A 16,222-nucleotide genomic window follows, 5' to 3' on the forward strand; every position below is an offset into this window, starting at 1 on the left:
GCAGACTGGACGGCGTGGGCTGGAGCACCCGGGAACTCGCCGAGCTCGCCGGCACCAGCCTGCGGTCGGTGCGGCACTACCACGAGGTCGGGCTGCTGCCCGAGCCCGAACGCCGCAGCAACGGCTACAAGCAGTACGGCGTCGCCCACCTCGTCCGGCTGTTGCGGATCAAGCGCCTGGCCGATCTCGGGTTCTCGCTGCCGCAGATCGCCGACCTCGGCGACGGCGACGAGCACCCGGCGCAGGCCCTGCGCGCGCTCGACGAGGACCTCGCCGCGCAGGTCGAGCGGCTGCAGGGGCTGCGGGCGGAGCTCGCCGAGATCCTCGAGCACGAGCTGCCCACCGACCTGCCGAGCGACCTGGCGGCCGTGACCACCGGGACGCTGTCGGAGAACGACCGCAACCTGGTCACCGTCATGGGCCGCACCCTCGGCGCCGAGGGGCGCCAGGTGTACGCCGACCTCGTGCGCGGTGAGGACACCGATCCCGCCCTCACCGAGGCGTTCGAGGCCCTCGACGTCGACGCGGACGAGGCCACCCGCGACCGGCTCGCGGAGCGCTTCGCCGACGAGGTCCTGGCCCGCGCCACCGCCGACCCGCGCATCACCACGTTCGGGCTCGACGCGCCCGGTGGCCTCCCGCAGTACCTGCGGACCGTCCGTCGGGCCATGGAGGACCTCTACAACCCCGCCCAGCTCGACGTCATGAACCGGATGGTCCGCCGGTTCCGTGCGCGCTGGGACCCCGAGACCCTGGCCGAGCGACCCGGCGTCGGGAAGGCTCGCGAGGTGTGACCGACGAGAAGCACCTCATCCGCTACTCGGGGCGCGGCGCGTTCGCCCCGGACGTCATCGCCCGCGCGGCGGGCAGCTCGGTGTTCACCGAGGACGGCCGGGAGCTGCTCGACTTCACCTCCGGGCAGATGAGCGCGATCCTCGGCCACTCCCACCCCGAGATCGTCGCGACCGTGCAGGAGCAGGTCGCGCGCCTCGACCACCTGCACTCCGGCATGCTCAGCCGCCCGGTCCTCGACCTCGCGGAGCGGCTCACCGCCACGCTGCCCGCGCCGCTGGAAAAGGCCGTCTTCCTGACGACGGGTGCGGAGGCCAACGAGGCCGCCGTCCGGATGGCGAAGCTGGTGACCGGGGGTCACGAGATCGTGTCCTTCGCGCGCTCCTGGCACGGCATGACCCAGGCCGCCGCGAACGCCACCTACAGCGCCGGGCGCAAGGGCTACGGCCCGACGGCGCCCGGCAACTTCGCGCTGCCGGTGCCCGACCGGTTCCGGCCCTCGATCGTCGGTCCCGACGGCGAGCTCGACTGGCGCCGGCAGCTGGACCTGGGCTTCGAGCTCATCGACGCGCAGTCCGTCGGCGCGCTCGCCGCGTGCCTGGTGGAGCCGATCCTGTCCTCCGGCGGGGTGGTCGACCTCCCGCCCGGCTACCTCGCGGCGCTGCAGGAGAAGTGCCGCGAACGGGGGATGCTGCTCATCGTCGACGAGGCCCAGACCGGGCTCTGCCGCACCGGCGACTGGTACGCCGTCGAGCGCGACGGGGTGGTGCCGGACATCCTCACGCTGTCCAAGACGCTGGGGGCCGGGCTGCCGCTGGCCGCCGTGCTCACCAGCGCGGAGATCGAGGAGCGCGCCCACGAGCGTGGCTTCCTGTTCTTCACCACGCACGTGAACGACCCGCTGCCCGCCGCCGTGGGCCTGACGGTGCTCGACGTCCTGCAGCGCGACGGCCTCGACCGGCGCGCGTCCGAGCTGGGTGAGCGCCTGCAGTCCGGTCTGCGGGCGTTGCCGCACGACGTGGTCGCCGACGTGCGGGGCCGGGGCCTGCTGGTGGGGCTGGAGCTGGAACCGGGCGAGCGGAGCGACGGGGGCAGGCTTCGTGAGGACGCCGACCGGCTGGGCGCGGCGGTGACCACGCGGTGCGCCGAGCTCGGGCTGCACGTCAACATCGTGCAGCTGCCCGGGATGGGCGGGACGTTCCGGATCGCGCCGCCGTTGACCGCCACCGAGGAGGAGATCGACCGGGGCGTGTCGATCATCGACGCGGCACTGGGGTCGGTGCGCTGACCGTCTCGACGGCGGGGCCCTGCGGCGGGGCGAACACGTGCGCGAGGCGCTCGCGCCAGGTCGTCGCCGCGCGGACGTCGCGCCAGATCGCGGCGAACTCGTGGTACTGCAGCCCGACGACGTTCCGGGTGGGCGGCGGCGTGGTCAGCCCGTAGCGCGGCCGCTGCACCTCCTCGGCGTACGTGCCGAACAGGCGGTCCCAGACGATGAGCACGCCGCCGTAGTTGCGGTCGAGGTACTCCGGGTCGCTCGCGTGGTGCACGCGGTGGTGCGAGGGCGTGTTGAACACGAACTCGATCGGCGCCGGCAGCCGCCCGATCCGCTCGGTGTGCACGAAGAACTGGTAGACGAGGGTGATCGAGAACGCCGTGAAGATCATCCACGGCGGCACCCCGAGCAGCGGCAACGGCACCCAGAACAGCATCTCGAACCACGGGTTCCACTTCTGGCGGGCCGCGGTGGAGAAGTTGAAGTACTCGCTGTTGTGGTGCGCCTGGTGGGCGGCCCAGACGAGCCGGACCCGGTGCGCCGTGCGGTGGTAGCCGTACCAGAGCAGGTCGACGCCGAGCAGCACGCCGACCCAGGTCCACGGGCTCGACGGGTCGAGCCGCAGCGGCGTCAGCTCGTACAGCACGGCGTAGCCGAGCAGGGCCACGCCGCGGGCGACGGTGTTGAACAGCAGCGCCACCATGCCGCTGACGACGCTGGTGATCGTGTCGCGCCGCTCGTAGCCCCGCAGGTCGTCGTCGGCGAACACCGCGAACGACACGGCCTCGAGCACGACGAAGACGATGAAGAACGGCACCGCGACCGTGAGGGGATCCCGCAGGACCGACATGGGGCCATTGTGCCGAACCGAGTAGTTCCCCCCGCCCCTGCCCGGATCGGGGGACGACAGGATGCCGCGCATGGCTCTCGTCCCGGTCGACCTGCCCACCCCGACGACCATGCGCGGCCGCTGGGCCGCCTTCGCCGCGATCCTCGGCGCGCGCGGCTGGGGGAGCGGCGCGTTCGCCGAACTTGGCCGTTGGCACTACGACGACGGCGGCGGCAACTGGGCCGACCTGCACCTCGTCGGGGACGGCCGCGCGGTGCTCGTCGGCAACGACCACGAGTACTCCGACACCTACTTCCGCGAGGCGGCGACGTACTTCCAGGAGGAGGAGACCGACCTCCTCGCCGGCGCCCCGGACTGGTGGGAGGCCCCCGCCGTGGACGGGATGGCCCGCATGCAGTGGGTGGGCTTCGTCTACGGCTGGGACGGCGAGCGCTGGTGGCGTGCGCCCTACGACCTCTCCGACGGGTTCACCTCGCTGTACCCGATCTTCGTCGACGACGACCGGTGTCGGGGGATGATCGAGGAGTTCGTCGAGAACGAGGCCCCGCACCCGGTGGACCGAGCGGCGATCGACGCGCTCATCGCGGCGGGCGCCGACCTGACGCGCGAGCAGCTGCGCGCGGTCGCCGACGTCCCGGACTGGGACCTCGACGCGGGCGTCGCGGCGGCGCGCGCCTTCAGGAGCTGACGGGCCGGCTCGGGACGGTCAGACCGTCCAGGACGAAGCCCGCGAGCCGGTCGGCCCGCTCCGGCCACGAGTCGTCGTCCGGCAGGGTCCACAGGCCGGCGAGCAGCGCGATCACGTCGTCGGCGTCGCGGTCGTCGCGCAGGGTCCCGTCGGCGACGCCGCGGGCGAGGATGCGATCCAGCGCGTCCGTGATGACGCCGCGCGCTGGTGGGTGATCGGCGCCCGGGGCGTGCAGGAGGTCGCCCAGCGCCCGCTTCGTCCGGGCGAACTCGACGAAGCGCAGGAGCCAGCGGGCGAGCGCGACCGAGCCCGACCCGTCGTCGGGAACCTCACCCAACGCCTCGATCTCCTGGGCGTAGGCGGCCGCGACCAGGGCCTCGCGGTTCGGGAAGTGCCGGTAGAGCGTCGCGATGCTCACGCCCGCCGCGCGGGCGACCTTGTCCAGCGGGACGTCCGCGCCCTCGGAGGCGAACAGGGCGGACGCACCGCGCAGGAGGGCGTCGCGGTTGGCGCGGGCGTCGGCACGGGGGGACACACCGACAAGCGTAGGCGCCCTACGTTTCGGTGGTACGGTCGAGCTGTATCCGTAGGGACCCTACGTTTCAGGGAGCGCGACCATGACCATCCAGACCCCCTTCGGCGAGTTCTCCACCGCGGACGAGGTCGCCGCCGGGATCGACCTGACCGGGACGCGGGCCGTCGTCACCGGGGCGTCGTCCGGGATCGGCGTCGAGACCGCCCGCACGCTCGCCACCCACGGCGCCGAGGTCACCCTCGCCGTCCGGAACGTCGAGGCCGGTGAGCGGGTCGCCGCGGAGATCCGGGGCCAGGGCGGGAAGGTCGACGTCCGGCCGCTCGAGCTCGGCGACCGCGCCTCGATCGCCGCGTTCGTCGAGGCCTGGCAGGGCCCGCTGCACCTGCTCGTCAACAACGCCGGTGTGATGGCACTGCCCGAGCGGACGTTGATCGACGGGCAGGAGGCGCAGTTCGCGACGAACCACCTCGGGCACTTCGCGCTGGCCACGGGCCTGCACCGGGCGCTCGCGGCGGCCGGCGGGGCGCGCGTCGTCGCCGTGTCCTCCTCGGCGCACCTGCGCCTGCCGGTGCTGTTCGACGATCTGACCTTCTCGTTCGTCCAGTACGACCCGTGGATCTCCTACGCGCAGTCGAAAACCGCCAACGTCCTCTTCGCCGTCGAGGCGACGCGGCGCTGGGCCGACGACGGGATCACCGTGAACGCGCTGATGCCGGGCGGGATCGCCACGGGGCTGCAGCGGCACGTGGACATGGAGGCGCTGCTGGCGGTCCGTCGTGCGGCGGGGGCGTCCGAGCAGATGAAGACCGTCGAGCAGGGCGCGTCGACCTCCGTGCTGTGCGCGGTGTCCCCGCTGCTCGAGGGCGTGGGCGGGCGGTACTTCGAGGACTGCCACGAGGCGACGGTGCTGACCGACCGGACACAGGCTGACGGCCGGCACGGGGTCGCGCCGTTCGCGCTCGACCCGGCGAACGCGGAGCGGCTGTGGGAGGTCTCGGAGCGCCTGGTGGCCTAGCGCCAGGCCTGCTTCTCCGTGACGACCGCGGTGATCAGGTCGAACGGGGTGACGTCGAAGGCCGGGTTGTAGACCGGGGTGCCGGCGAGTGTGGTGGTGCCCCGCACCTCGTCGGCGCCACGTTCCTCGACGACGATGTCCGCGCCCGTCGGGGTGTCCGGGTCGATCGTCTCCTCGGGCGCGACGACGAGGAACGGCACGCCGGAGCGGGCGGCGGCGCACGCGAGCATGTAGGTGCCGATCTTGTTCGCGGTGTCGCCGTTCGCGGCGATCCGGTCGGCGCCGACGAGCACGGCGTCGACCAGCCCGGAGGCGATCGCCGCCGGACCGGCCGAGTCCACGCACAGCCGGTGCGGGGCGCCGGCCCGGGCGAGTTCCCACACGGTGAGGCGCGCGCCCTGCAGCAGCGGCCGGGTCTCGCAGGCGAGCACCTCGGTGAGCGCCCCCCGGTCGTGCAGGCGCAGGATCGCGCCGAGCGCGGAGCCGCCGGGGCCGCAGGCGAGGTCGCCGGTGTTGCAGACGGTCAGCGCGCGGACGGGCCCGGGGCGGAGCTCCTGCACGAGGTCGGCGGCGCGCTCGGTGGCCCGGGCGTTCACGACGGCGGCCTCGGTCGCCACCGCGCGGGCCTCCGCGAGGACGGCCTCCGGCCCGTCGTCGACGCGCGTCATCACCCGACGCACGCCAAGGCTCAACGGGACCGCCGTCGGGCGGGCGGTCGCGATCCGCTGCGCCGCCTCCGGGGTGCCGAGCGCACAGGCGAGGGCGGCGCCGTACGCGCCGGCGATCCCGAGGCTCGGCGCACCGCGGACCGCGAGGGTGCGGATGGCGTCGACCACCTCGTCGACCGTGTGCAGCGTCAGCCACACCGTCTCGTGCGGGAGCGCCCGCTGGTCGAGCAGCACCACGGCCGGACCCTCGTCGGACCAGTCCACGAACTCCACGCCACCGATGGTGACATCACGGGCTCCGTCCGGTGGAACCGTCGCGCACGATCCGGAGAAACCGGACAGGAGCACGGCATTAGCCCGTGTGGGTGTCTAGAGTCCGCCGGGTCGATCGGATCCGTGTGAGGAGAGACCGCTGCGCACTCGAGTCGTCAGTCTCGCCGCCGTCCTGCTCCTCGCCGTGATCGGAGCGCTCACCGCCGTGCCGGCCCAGGCGGCCCCGGCGCCGGGCTACCAACCGCCGCCGGTGGCCTTCGGGCCGTGCACCGCGCCGGCGCTGGTCACGGCGGGCGCGCAGTGCGGGTTCGTCACCGTCCCGCTCGACTACGCGAACCCGGGCGGGCAGAAGATCCGGATCGCGATCTCGCGGATCGCCCACAAGACCCCGCAGTCGCAAGGGATCATGCTCGTGAACCCGGGCGGCCCCGGTGGGTCCGGGCTCGGGCTGTCGCGGCTGCAGTCGCGGGTGCCGGACGGCGCGGGGAACGCCTACGACTGGATCGGCTTCGACCCGCGCGGTGTCGGGGCGAGCGAGCCGTCGCTGTCCTGCGACACGACCTACGCCGGCTACAACCGCCCGTACTACGTGGCCACCGAGGACCCGCGCGCCGAGGCCGCGTGGCTGACGAAGTCCACCCGCTACGCCGCCGCGTGCGCCGTCGCGAACCGCGAGCTGCTGCGCCACCTGCGCACGACGGACACCGTCGAGGACATGGAGAGCATCCGGAAGGCGCTCGGCGAGCAGCAGATCAACTTCTACGGCTTCTCCTACGGCACCTACCTCGGGACCACCTACGCGACGCTGCACCCGCAGCAGACCCGGCGGATGGTGCTCGACGGCGTGGTCGACCCCGCGAAGGTCTGGGAGCAGGGCAACTACGACCAGGACGTCGCCTTCGAGACCTCGATCGGCGTGTTCTTCGCGTGGGTGGCGAAGTACGACTCCGTCTACCACCTGGGCACCACGCAGCAGGCGGTGCGCGCGCGCTACGACGAGCAGTACCAGAAGCTGCGCACCCAGCCGGCCGGGAAGCTGATCGGCTCCTCGGAGTGGAACGACATCTTCCTGCAGGCCGGTTACTACGTGTACGGCTGGGAGGACATCGCGTCCGCGTTCTCGGCCTGGGTCAACCAGCAGAACCCCGCCGGGCTGCTCGCGCTCTACCCGGCGCCGACCGACGACAACGGGTACGCGGTCTACCTCGGCGTGCAGTGCACCGACTCCCCGTGGTCGCGCTACCCGCAGTTCCGGGCGAAGAACGCGGCGCTCTACCCGAAGGCGCCGTTCGAGACCTGGGCCAACGCCTGGTTCAACGCGCCGTGCACCTCCTGGCCGGCTCCGGCCGGTCGGCCGACGGCCGTCAACGGGGCCGCGGCGCCGCCGATCCTGCTGGTCTCGGAGACGAAGGACGCGGCGACGCCGTACGCCGGCGCGCTCGCCGTCCGGCAGTCGTTCCCGAGGTCGGTGCTGGTCGAGGGCGTCGGTGGCACGACCCACGCCGGGACGTTGCAGGGCCAGGCCCCGTGCGAGGACCAGATCGTGGCGCGCTACCTGAGCGACGGCACCCTGCCCGCCCGCACGGGCGGCGGCGGGTCGGACGCGCAGTGCGACCCGACCCCGCAGCCGACCCCGACCGCCGTGACCCTGCCCGCTCCGACGGCGTCCGCGGCGAAGGCGGCGGCGAGCGCGGTCACGGCGGTGGCGCCGCAGCGCTGGCTGGGGAACTGACCCGACGCCCACCTGCCGCGAGGGTGACGTGAGGCAGGTCCCGAGGGCGCCCGAACTGCCTGGTGTCACTCTCGGCGGGAGGGCGGGTCGTCGGCGGAACTGACCCGACGCCCACCTGCCGCGAGGGTGACGTGAGGCAGGTCCCGAGGGCGCCCGAACTGCCTGGTGTCACCTTCGACGGGAGGGTGGGCCGTCAGACGAAGCGGACGGCGAAGCCCGTGGGGTGGAGGTCGGCGGAGAAGGACACGTCGAACCGCGTGTAACCCTCGGCCTCCGGTTCCTCGGCCGAGCTCCAGGAGAAGCTGAGCTCGGCCTCGCCGGCCGTGGGCACGGTGATGGTGTCGAGGTGGAAGCCGCGTCGGTCGAGGTTCAGATAGAGCGACATCAGGTGCAGGGCCTTCCCGACGAGGCCCTCGCGCTCGGCGACCACGCGTGCGGCGAACTCCTCGCGGCCGGGATGGACGTCGACCTCGAGCCCGTCGTCGTGGCGCTGGATCCGGCTCACCCGCCGAGGATGCCACCGAGCCCCGCGGCCGGGCCCGACCACGGTAGGAACGCGGTAGCAGCGACTCGAAGGCGCAGGCCGAGCAGGTGCGCGCGATCGCGGTCGAGCGCCTGGGTGGGGTCGTCGGCCGTCTCTCCCCCGAGACGTTGACCGAACTCGACGACGCCCTCCGGCTCCATCTGCAGCTCTGACCACCGATCACGATCGGGTGACATCGGCTCACACCGGGCGTGCGGGCGGCGATGAGTGGGCACACGCCCAGCCCCGGTGAGGAGATCGACCATGGCCGTGCCCACCCCGAGGACGCCGACCGGCATCCCCGCCCTCGCCCTGCTGCTCGTGCTGCTGGTGGTCGTGCTGGCGATGTACGTCGCGTGGACCGCGTGACCACCCGGTCCTAGAACACGACCGTGGTGGCCCCGTCGCGCATCACGCGGTCCTCGCAGTGCCAGCGCACGGCGCGGGAGAGCACCGAGCGCTCCACGTCCGCGCCGAGGCGGGTGAGGTCGGCCGCGGTGTGGCGGTGGTTCACCCGCACCACGTCCTGCTCGATGATCGGGCCCTGGTCGAGCTCCTCGGTGACGTAGTGCGCGGTCGCCCCGACGAGCTTCACGCCGCGCTCCTTGGCCTGCCGGTAGGGCACCGCCCCGACGAACGCGGGCAGGAACGAGTGGTGGATGTTGATCATCGGTGCTCCGACGGCCGCGAGCAGGTCGGCCGAGACGATCTGCATGTAGCGGGCGAGCACCACCAGGTCGAGCCCGGCCAGCAGCTCGGCCTGCCGGGCCTCCGCGTCGGTCTTCGTCTCCGGGGTCACGGGCACGTGCACGAACGGCACCCCGAACGACGCCACCGCGGCCGCCAGGTCCGGGTGGTTCGAGATGACGACCTCGACGGTCACGTCGAGGTCACCGCGCTGCGTGCGCCACAGCAGGTCGAGCAGGCAGTGGTCGATCTTCGAGACCAGGATGCCGATGCGCTTGGGGGCGGCGGTGTCGGTGACCGTGAAGTCCATCGCGAAGTGGCGCGCGACGTCGGAGTCGAAGGCGGCCCGCAGCCGGTCGAGATCGCGCGAGGGCAGGGCGAACTCGGTGCGCTGGAAGTACGTGCCGTCGTAGGTCGCGGTGGTGTGCTGGTCGAGCGACAGGATGTTCGCGCCCGAGGCCGAGAGGAACGACGAGACGGCGGCGACGATCCCGAAGCGGTCCGGACAACGGACGAGCAGGCGGCCGACGGTGTCGGCGGGGCGGGACACGCCGAGCAGGGTAGTCAGGCGTGCCGCGACAACGCGCGCCCGTCGAGGGGCGCGGGCACCGCGGGTCGTCGCGGTCGGCGCCGGGACGGGCGCAGCGGGGTCAGGGCGTCGTTCCGGCGCCGGACGATGGTCGTGGCCAGGTCTCGCGAGCGGGCCTCGAGCTCGTCGTCCTCGCCCCCGGAGAGGGCCGCGGCGGCGTCGCCGACCTGCAGCGCGACGCGGGCCAGCTCGTCGAGCAGGTCCGCCGACCAGTCGAAGCGGTCGACGCCCGCCGGGCACCGCGCCTGCCGGGCGGTGACCTCGCCCAACGCCTCGTGGGCACGGTGCACGAGGTCCCGCAGGTGGCGGCGCTCGTCGTCGTCCACGGGCCGGGCCTCCTCGACACGCCGTTCACGGTGCGGCCCAGGGAGAGTGCCCTGACGCGCGCACTTCACACGTGCCCGGACGTCCCGGGGGTATCGGATCGGTGGACGTGCGATGACGGGATCGTCGGACTGGCCCGTTCGTGGTCGCCCCGGCGCCGGCGGGTGAGCGCGTGCGGCACGCAGCGTGTCCGAACATGGAGAAGCCCGGTCGGCGGGGGGACACCGACCGGGCTCGCGTCGATCACGGGGGGCATGATCGACGCTTCCGAGACTCCTCTGCGTGCACCCGCGCGTCAAGGCGTAGCCCGCGGGTGTGGGCCATGCGACTCGCCGGTAACCGGATCGTGCGACCATGTTCGTGCCGGAGGGAGGGGCGCCATGCGGATCCGACTGCAGGACGGACCCTGCGCGGGGGAGCACGACGTGCGCGTCATCGACACCGCGCCGCCCCCCGAGGAGTACCTCGTGCTCGTGGAGAAGGGGCCGCGCACGCCGACCGACGGCGTCAACGGCGGCACCATCCCGGGCGTGAACGTGTTCGCGGTGCACCGGCTCGCCCGTCGCGACCCGGACGGGACGCCCGTCTACGGCTTCGCCGGCAACCGCTTCTCCCGCGGGTACTGACGACCGCCCGAGGGCGGGCCCGCCGCGCGGACCCGCCGTCTGGGAGCGTCACTTGCGGAAGGCGTCCTTCACCTTCTCGCCGGCCTGCTTGATGCTGCCCTTGGTCTGGTCGGCCTTGCCCTCGGCCTGCAGGTCCTTGTCGTCCTGGACCTTGCCGACGGCCTCCTTCGCCTTGCCCTTGAGCTCGTCCGTCTTGTTGTCGATCTTGTCACCGGTAGCCATGGCGACGGAGGTACCCGATCTCAGGCCGCCACCAACAGCACCCAGACCGGTCCGGGCGCGAAGGTCAGCGGGGCGCCGTCGGCGCCGGTGAACGTCGTCGGGTCGGTGGGCGCGGCACGGGACCAGGTCCCGGGATAACGGCGCCCGTCGCGGAGCACCTCGACCGGCCCCGACCCCACGGTCACCGCCGTCGGGGACGGGGAGCCGGCGACGTCGCGGATGGCGGAGGTCCGCACCGGGACGCGCTGCACCACGATCGTCGCGGGGCGCACGTCGGTGGGGGTCCCGCCGACCGTGAGGGCCCACCGACCACCGTCGGCGCGCGCGAGCACCTCGGTGCGCCCGACGCGCTCGACGACGTCGGGGGCCGGGCTGCCGCCCGCGGCCGGTGGGCCGAAGCGGAACCCGACGTCGCGGGGCGCGGCCGCGTCCGGGGCGGCCCGCAGCAGGGCCGCGGGGTCGCCGACGAGGTCGTGCGGTGCCGGGCGGTCGGCCGCCCGCCGGTAGGCCGCGGGCACGCGTTCGGCCGACACCCCGTCGATGGCGGCGCGCGCGACGTCGGCGTCGAGCTCGGGGGCGTTGCCGGAGTACGCCAGCGCCGGGCGGCCGTACGCGGCGAGCACGTCGAGATCGGACTCGCGCAGGCTGCGGACGGCGCCGACGGCCGGCGGCAGCCGCGAGGCGAACACGGCGAGCAGCCGCGTCAGTCCGGCCTCGACCGGTTCGACGTAGACGACGTCGGCGTCACCGACCCCGATCCACGGCCGCCCCTCCGGCGCGTTGTCGATCTTGACGGCGAGCACGGCCCGCCCCGGGTCGCCCGTGCCGGTCAGCGGTGAGGTGCCGGCGGTCGGGGCGGTGCGGGTGCCCGCCACCGGAGCGCCCGCCGGGTCGTGCCCGCCGAGCACGACGACGCCGAGCACGGCCGCCACCGCCAGGGCGAGGACGACCCCGAGCGCCTGCGTCCGCCGACCCTCGTCCGGCCCGTCCGCCACGGCGACCATCCTCGCGCCCGCGCGCGCCGACCTATGATCAGGGCATGGCGCGCCGCGCAGCGCAGGAACCCGAACCGGTCGAACCGCCGCGGGAGCGTGCCTCCGACGCCGAGCGCGAGGACGTCGCCGGGATGCTCGCGCGGGCCATGGTCGCCGGTCGGCTGACGCCGGTGGAGTACTCCGACCGCGTCGCGATCGCCCAGGCCGCGCGCTACCGCGACCAGCTGGACGGCCTGCTCTCCGACCTCCCCGGCTTCGTGCTGCACTCCTCGCACGGCAGCGACGTCCTCGAGCTCGAGGCGGGCCTCGGCGGGTCGATCACCCGCCGCGGCCTCTGGAAGGCCCCGCCGACGGTCCGCGTGCGCAGCTGGGTCGGCCGCGTGCTGCTGGACTTCTCCGAGGCGGAGTGCGCCACCGCCGTCGTCGCCGTGGAGCTGGTCACGGGGATGTGCTCGCCGACGATCGTGCTGCCCGAGGGGGCGACCGCCGACGTCGACGATCTCCGGATCTCCGCGGGCGCCGTCCGCGACGAGACGGTGCACCGCCGCGACCGCGGTGACCTGCACGTGAGCGTGCGGGGGCGGCACTCCTTCGGTGACGTCGTGCTGCGCCACCCGGTGCGCGGGCGGTGGGAGCGGCTGCGCGCACTCCCGGCCGAGGCGCCGCGGTCCGTGGCCCGCCGCGTGACGCGCGCCCACCGACCCGCCCGGCCCGACGCACGCCGATCCGACGGCGGCGCCAGGTAACGTCGAGCACCCCAGGAGCCGGCCCAGGGCCACCGACGCACAGCGAGGAGGGACACCCGTGACGCTCGACCCCGGTGCCGGCCTCCGGCTCCTCGCCCCGCTGGCCGCCGGTCTCCTCCTCGCACTGTGCGCCTCCCCGCTCTACCGCGCCCTCGTCGCGCGCCGCCGCCAGGCCCTCCTGGTCGACCGGGTGGTCACCGGCCGGGTGGCGCGTCTGACCGGGCCCGAGCGCCGACGCGCGGTCCGGCACCTGCACCGTCAGGCCGGCGACCCGGTGCCCGTCGTCCTCGGCCTCGCCGCGCTGGCGACGACCGTCACGGTGGTGGGTGCGGTGCTCACGGCCCGCCTCGCCGCCGGCGGCAACGCCGACCGGCGGGTGCTCATCGACCGCTTCGTCGGGGCCCTCGACGACGCCGGGCTCCCGACGCCGAGCTCGGGCTCGGCCGTGCTCGTGGTCGCGTCGGTGGTGTCGGTGGTCCTCGCGCTCGCCGTCGCCACCCTGCACGTGGCCGCGCTCGACGTCGAGCGGCGCCGCGCCATGCCGGTGACCCGCCCCTGGCCGCTGTCGAAGCGGCGGACGACGTGGCTGTTCGCCGCGGTCGTCTTCGGCCTGCTGCTGCTCATCGGCCTGGAGAACGGCGCGCTGGCCGCCGGGCTGTTCCTGCTCGGCCACCAGATGACCGTGCGCGCGATGCGCCCGAAGCTCTGTGCCGAGGCCCCCGTGCTGCCCGAGGCCCTGCGCGCCGCGCGCCTCCCCGACCCCAAGGAACGGCGCCTCATCCGGTCCCGACGGGGACCGGCGCCGTCGCTGGGAGCGGCCGGTGCCCGTCCGCCGACCGCGGCCCGTCCCGCCGCCGTCCCGGCCGGGCCCCGATCCGGCCCCGGGCGGACGCCGCCCCCGGTCCCGCGCTCCACCGCCGCCCCGCGACCGCCCACGACCGCGACGCGCCTGATCGACATGGCGCCGCCCGAGCAGCCGCTCACCCCGCACGACCCGCGGACCGTGGGCGAGTACCAGCTCACCGGCCGGCTCGGGTCGGGCGGCATGGGCACGGTCTACCTGGGCCACCGCGCGGGGACCGCCGGCCAGGTGGCGATCAAGGTGCTCGCCCCGCACCTGCTCGACGACGTCGACGCCCGCACCCGCTTCCTGCGCGAGGGCCAGACCCTGCAGAAGGTCACCGGCGACTACACCGCCCGCGTCCTCGGGGTCGGCTTCGACGGCTCGATGCCCTACATCGTGATGGAGCGCCTCGACGGACCCTCGCTGCACGCCTACGTGTGCGAGAGCGGGGCCGTGCGCGACGCGGAGACCCTGACGCGGATGGCGATCGCCCTCGCCCGTGCGCTCGCCGCCCTGCACAACGACGGGATCACCCACCGCGACCTGAAGCCCGGCAACATCCTGCTGACCTCCGCCGGGCCCAAGGTCGTCGACTTCGGGATCGCCCGGGTGGTCGGACAGACCCACCACACCCCGGCCGGGAACATGGTCGGCACGCCCGGCTACATGGCCCCCGAGCAGGTCACCGGCAACGGCGCCGGCCCGGCCACCGACGTGTGGGCCTGGGCGTGCTGCGTGGTCTTCGCCGCGCGCGGCGACCACCTCTTCGACGGCGAGAACATCGTCGACATCGCCCGGCGCATCCTCGACGGGCCGCCCGCCGACGCCTTCACCGGCGTCGGCCGGCTCTCGCCGCGCCTCGTGCCGGTCCTGCGCCGGGCCACGGCCCAGGACGCCGCGGACCGCCCGCGCGACGGGGCCGCGCTCCTGCGCCTGCTCGACCGCTCCGGGGCCACCGCCACCGTCGGCAGCTTCGCCTGGGACAAGCTCGTCGGGGCGCGCTGAGACCCGCTGCTACGGTTCGGCCAGTCGAGCCTGAAGGGGAGTGTCCGTGGCCAGCTGGGACGACCTCGTGCTGTGGGTCCGGGTCCGCTACGAGGTGATGGCGCAGGACGCCGACAACCTCACCTTCCGCCTGCCGACCACCGACGACCGCGACCAGCTCGTGTACGTCCACCACCGCGGCGAGGTCGACGGCCACGACTGGATCCAGATCGAGTCCCCGATCGCCCGGCTGGACGACATCGACGCGCGCCGCCTGCTCGAACTCGCCGAGGAGGCCGTCGTCGGGGGCGCCGTCGCCGTGCGCGGGACGGCCGTGTTCCGCCACGCCGCCCCGCTCGAGGACCTGACCTTCGCCGAGTTCGAGGGCCCCTTCCGACTCGTCACCGAGACCGCGGACCGGCTCGAGGCACAGCTGACCGGCGCCGACCACTTCTAGCGCTGGACCGCGGGGCCCCGACCCACCAGGCTGGGCCGGCCACCGCCGTCGTGCCGAGGGAGTCCGTCGTGATCGTCATCAACATCGTCATGCAGATCCGGCCGGAGAGGACGGACGACTGGCTGGCGCTCGCGGACTCCTACGCGCGCAACGTGAACGCCGAGGAGGGCTGCCTGTACTTCACATTCAGTCGCAGCCTCACCGACGAGAACGAGTACGTCTGCATCGAGGGCTTCCGGGACGCCGACGCCGGCTCCACGCACACCTCGCAGCCGTACGTGAAGGAGTTCTTCGAGAAGATGCCCGACCTCGTCTCCGCGCAGCCGCAGATCCTCTACATCGACACCCCGCACGACGGGTTCGGTCCGATGGGCGAGATCCAGCCGCGGTGACCGAGCTCGAGTTCACCCCCACCCCCGACCAGTACGCGTGGACCTTCGGCGGGGTCGCCCCGGTCCGGGAGGTCGAGCCGGGCACGGTGCTGCGGCTCTGGTGCGACGACGCCTTCGGCGGCCGCATCCGGTCGGTCACCGACCTGCCGAGCGCGGTCCTCGACCCGCGCTTCCTCAACCCGCAGACCGGGCCCTTCGCCGTCCGCGGCGCCGAGCCCGGGGACACGCTCGTCCTGCACCTGGTCGACCTCACCCCGGCCCGGGACTGGGGCGCCTCGACGCTGGTGCCGTTCTTCGGCGGCCTCACCGGGACCGACCGGACCGCACTGCTCGACGACCCGCTGCCCGAGCTGACCTGGATCTACGAGCTGGATAGGGCGCGCGGCACCGTCACCTTCGTCGCCCGGCGCAGCGAGTTCTCGGTCGACCTGCCGGTGGCGCCGATGCTCGGCACCGTCGGGGTGGCGCCGGCCGCCCGCGAGGTGCGCTCGTCGCTGACCCCGGACGCGTTCGGCGGCAACATGGACACGCCCGAGATGCGCGCGGGCGTCACCTGCTACCTGCCGGTGAACGAACCCGGCGCCAACTTCTCGGTCGGCGACGGGCACTACCGCCAGGGCGAGGGCGAGTCGTGCGGCACCGCGGTCGAGGGCGCGATGCACGTGACCCTGATCGTGGAGCTGGTCAAGGCCGACGTGGCCCCCGCGCCGCTGTGGCCGCGGATCGAGAGCGACGACGAGCTGATCACGGTCGGCTCCTCGCGCCCGCTCGAGGACGCGTGGCGGATCGGGCAGAAGGAGATGATCTCCTGGCTCGGCACGCTGCACGGTCTCGACCGGCTCGACGCCTACGAGCTGCTCACCCAGATCTCGCTGGCCCCGCTGGCCAACGTGGTCGACACCAACTACAGCGCCGTGACGAAGGTGTCCAAGGCGTTCCTGCCCCGCGTCGAGCCCTACGACGGGCTGCACGCGTCGCTGCGCGTCCGCGCGGCCGAACTCTAG

Annotated in this window: 19 protein-coding genes and 1 pseudogene; 12 read left to right on the plus strand and 8 right to left on the minus strand. The window is 73.9% G+C overall.

Features of this window, described 5'->3' with window-relative positions; translation table 11 throughout:
* The first annotated feature begins 14 nt into the window (after positions 1–14).
* Both ACQPYX_RS01240 and ACQPYX_RS01245 read left to right on the plus strand, forming a co-directional pair.
* Positions 15–794 (plus strand): MerR family transcriptional regulator, encoded by a 780-nt coding sequence (locus ACQPYX_RS01240; RefSeq protein WP_433801099.1) that lies wholly within the window; start codon positions 15–17, stop codon positions 792–794.
* Positions 791–2,080, plus strand: coding sequence for an aspartate aminotransferase family protein (locus tag ACQPYX_RS01245; RefSeq protein ID WP_433801100.1), 1,290 nt, complete (start codon positions 791–793; stop codon positions 2,078–2,080). Before ACQPYX_RS01240 ends, ACQPYX_RS01245 begins: the two co-directional genes overlap by 4 nt.
* On the opposite strand, the gene ACQPYX_RS01250 is transcribed toward ACQPYX_RS01245, so the two are convergent.
* Positions 2,049–2,918, minus strand: coding sequence for a sterol desaturase family protein (locus ACQPYX_RS01250; RefSeq protein ID WP_433801101.1), 870 nt, complete (start codon positions 2,916–2,918; stop codon positions 2,049–2,051). The two genes, ACQPYX_RS01245 and ACQPYX_RS01250, sit on opposite strands and share 32 nt — an antisense overlap.
* A 70-nt stretch (positions 2,919–2,988) precedes the next feature.
* Between ACQPYX_RS01250 and ACQPYX_RS01255 the strand changes: the two genes are divergently transcribed.
* Positions 2,989–3,606, plus strand: a complete 618-nt coding sequence (locus tag ACQPYX_RS01255; protein ID WP_433801102.1) for a proteophosphoglycan 5 — start codon at positions 2,989–2,991, stop codon at positions 3,604–3,606.
* Here the strand turns inward: ACQPYX_RS01255 and ACQPYX_RS01260 are convergent.
* Positions 3,596–4,141: a TetR/AcrR family transcriptional regulator gene (locus ACQPYX_RS01260; protein WP_433801103.1), complete on the minus strand. Its 546-nt coding sequence runs from the start codon at positions 4,139–4,141 to the stop codon at positions 3,596–3,598. The genes ACQPYX_RS01255 and ACQPYX_RS01260 overlap by 11 nt on opposite strands.
* A gap of 82 nt (positions 4,142–4,223) precedes the next feature.
* Between ACQPYX_RS01260 and ACQPYX_RS01265 the strand changes: the two genes are divergently transcribed.
* Positions 4,224–5,156, plus strand: coding sequence for an SDR family NAD(P)-dependent oxidoreductase (locus ACQPYX_RS01265; RefSeq protein ID WP_433801104.1), 933 nt, complete (start codon positions 4,224–4,226; stop codon positions 5,154–5,156).
* On the opposite strand, the gene mtnA is transcribed toward ACQPYX_RS01265, so the two are convergent.
* Positions 5,153–6,097 carry an S-methyl-5-thioribose-1-phosphate isomerase gene (mtnA, locus tag ACQPYX_RS01270; RefSeq protein ID WP_433801105.1) on the minus strand — a complete coding sequence of 315 codons (945 nt, stop codon included), beginning with the start codon at positions 6,095–6,097 and terminating at the stop codon, positions 5,153–5,155. The genes ACQPYX_RS01265 and mtnA overlap by 4 nt on opposite strands.
* Positions 6,098–6,281: 184 nt before the next feature.
* Here mtnA and ACQPYX_RS01275 point away from each other — a divergent pair, with 184 nt between their 5' ends.
* Entirely contained in the window at positions 6,282–7,829 is a 1,548-nt protein-coding gene (locus tag ACQPYX_RS01275; protein WP_433801106.1) for an alpha/beta hydrolase, read from the plus strand.
* 193 nt (positions 7,830–8,022) lie between these two features.
* Here ACQPYX_RS01275 and ACQPYX_RS01280 read toward each other — a convergent pair whose 3' ends face one another.
* Positions 8,023–8,334, minus strand: a complete 312-nt coding sequence (locus tag ACQPYX_RS01280; protein ID WP_433801107.1) for a hypothetical protein — start codon at positions 8,332–8,334, stop codon at positions 8,023–8,025.
* A gap of 68 nt (positions 8,335–8,402) precedes the next feature.
* Here ACQPYX_RS01280 and ACQPYX_RS01285 point away from each other — a divergent pair.
* Positions 8,403–8,525 (plus strand): annotated as a pseudogene (locus ACQPYX_RS01285) (type II toxin-antitoxin system PemK/MazF family toxin); the annotation flags it as partial.
* A 206-nt stretch (positions 8,526–8,731) separates the two neighbouring features.
* On the opposite strand, the gene purU reads toward ACQPYX_RS01285, so the two are convergent.
* Complete coding sequence (gene purU, locus ACQPYX_RS01290) at positions 8,732–9,589, minus strand: formyltetrahydrofolate deformylase (RefSeq protein WP_433801108.1); 858 nt, start codon at positions 9,587–9,589, stop codon at positions 8,732–8,734.
* A 14-nt stretch (positions 9,590–9,603) separates the two neighbouring features.
* Positions 9,604–9,954: a hypothetical protein gene (locus ACQPYX_RS01295; protein WP_433801109.1), complete on the minus strand. Its 351-nt coding sequence runs from the start codon at positions 9,952–9,954 to the stop codon at positions 9,604–9,606.
* 378 nt (positions 9,955–10,332) lie between these two features.
* Here ACQPYX_RS01295 and ACQPYX_RS01300 point away from each other — a divergent pair, with 378 nt between their 5' ends.
* The gene (locus ACQPYX_RS01300) at positions 10,333–10,578 is read left to right on the plus strand and encodes a hypothetical protein (RefSeq protein ID WP_433801110.1); all 246 of its coding nucleotides are present in this window, start codon (positions 10,333–10,335) and stop codon (positions 10,576–10,578) included.
* A 48-nt stretch (positions 10,579–10,626) separates the two neighbouring features.
* On the opposite strand, the gene ACQPYX_RS01305 is transcribed toward ACQPYX_RS01300, so the two are convergent.
* Together ACQPYX_RS01305 and ACQPYX_RS01310 are read right to left on the minus strand one after the other, a co-directional pair.
* Positions 10,627–10,800, minus strand: coding sequence for a CsbD family protein (locus ACQPYX_RS01305; protein WP_433801111.1), 174 nt, complete (start codon positions 10,798–10,800; stop codon positions 10,627–10,629).
* Positions 10,801–10,820: 20 nt separating this feature from the next.
* Positions 10,821–11,795: a DUF3048 domain-containing protein gene (locus ACQPYX_RS01310; protein WP_433801112.1), complete on the minus strand. Its 975-nt coding sequence runs from the start codon at positions 11,793–11,795 to the stop codon at positions 10,821–10,823.
* Positions 11,796–11,839: 44 nt separating this feature from the next.
* Here ACQPYX_RS01310 and ACQPYX_RS01315 point away from each other — a divergent pair, with 44 nt between their 5' ends.
* The 5 genes from ACQPYX_RS01315 (at position 11,840) to ACQPYX_RS01335 (ending at position 16,222) form a co-directional block, all read left to right on the plus strand.
* Positions 11,840–12,541: a DUF1707 SHOCT-like domain-containing protein gene (locus ACQPYX_RS01315; RefSeq protein ID WP_433801113.1), complete on the plus strand. Its 702-nt coding sequence runs from the start codon at positions 11,840–11,842 to the stop codon at positions 12,539–12,541.
* Positions 12,542–12,599: 58 nt separating this feature from the next.
* Positions 12,600–14,390 (plus strand): protein kinase domain-containing protein, encoded by a 1,791-nt coding sequence (locus tag ACQPYX_RS01320; RefSeq protein WP_433801114.1) that lies wholly within the window; start codon positions 12,600–12,602, stop codon positions 14,388–14,390.
* 46 nt (positions 14,391–14,436) lie between these two features.
* Positions 14,437–14,826: a hypothetical protein gene (locus tag ACQPYX_RS01325; protein WP_433801115.1), complete on the plus strand. Its 390-nt coding sequence runs from the start codon at positions 14,437–14,439 to the stop codon at positions 14,824–14,826.
* A gap of 68 nt (positions 14,827–14,894) precedes the next feature.
* Positions 14,895–15,218: a putative quinol monooxygenase gene (locus ACQPYX_RS01330; protein WP_433801116.1), complete on the plus strand. Its 324-nt coding sequence runs from the start codon at positions 14,895–14,897 to the stop codon at positions 15,216–15,218.
* Entirely contained in the window at positions 15,215–16,222 is a 1,008-nt protein-coding gene (locus ACQPYX_RS01335) for an acetamidase/formamidase family protein (RefSeq protein ID WP_433801117.1), read from the plus strand. The genes ACQPYX_RS01330 and ACQPYX_RS01335 overlap by 4 nt, the downstream gene beginning before the upstream one ends.

The sequence above is a fragment of the Actinomycetospora sp. CA-084318 genome, assembly GCF_050955885.1.
GTDB lineage: Bacteria > Actinomycetota > Actinomycetes > Mycobacteriales > Pseudonocardiaceae > Actinomycetospora.

Bases quoted from the DNA above. Each gene is read 5' to 3' on its own strand.
- ACQPYX_RS01250 (WP_433801101.1), bottom strand. From the start codon at position 2,918: ATGTCGGTCCTGCGGGATCCCCTCACGGTCGCGGTGCCGTTCTTCATC.
- ACQPYX_RS01255 (WP_433801102.1), top strand. From the start codon at position 2,989: ATGGCTCTCGTCCCGGTCGACCTGCCCACCCCGACGACCATGCGCGGC.
- ACQPYX_RS01265 (WP_433801104.1), top strand. From the start codon at position 4,224: ATGACCATCCAGACCCCCTTCGGCGAGTTCTCCACCGCGGACGAGGTC.
- ACQPYX_RS01300 (WP_433801110.1), top strand. From the start codon at position 10,333: ATGCGGATCCGACTGCAGGACGGACCCTGCGCGGGGGAGCACGACGTG.
- ACQPYX_RS01305 (WP_433801111.1), bottom strand. From the start codon at position 10,800: ATGGCTACCGGTGACAAGATCGACAACAAGACGGACGAGCTCAAGGGC.
- ACQPYX_RS01315 (WP_433801113.1), top strand. From the start codon at position 11,840: ATGGCGCGCCGCGCAGCGCAGGAACCCGAACCGGTCGAACCGCCGCGG.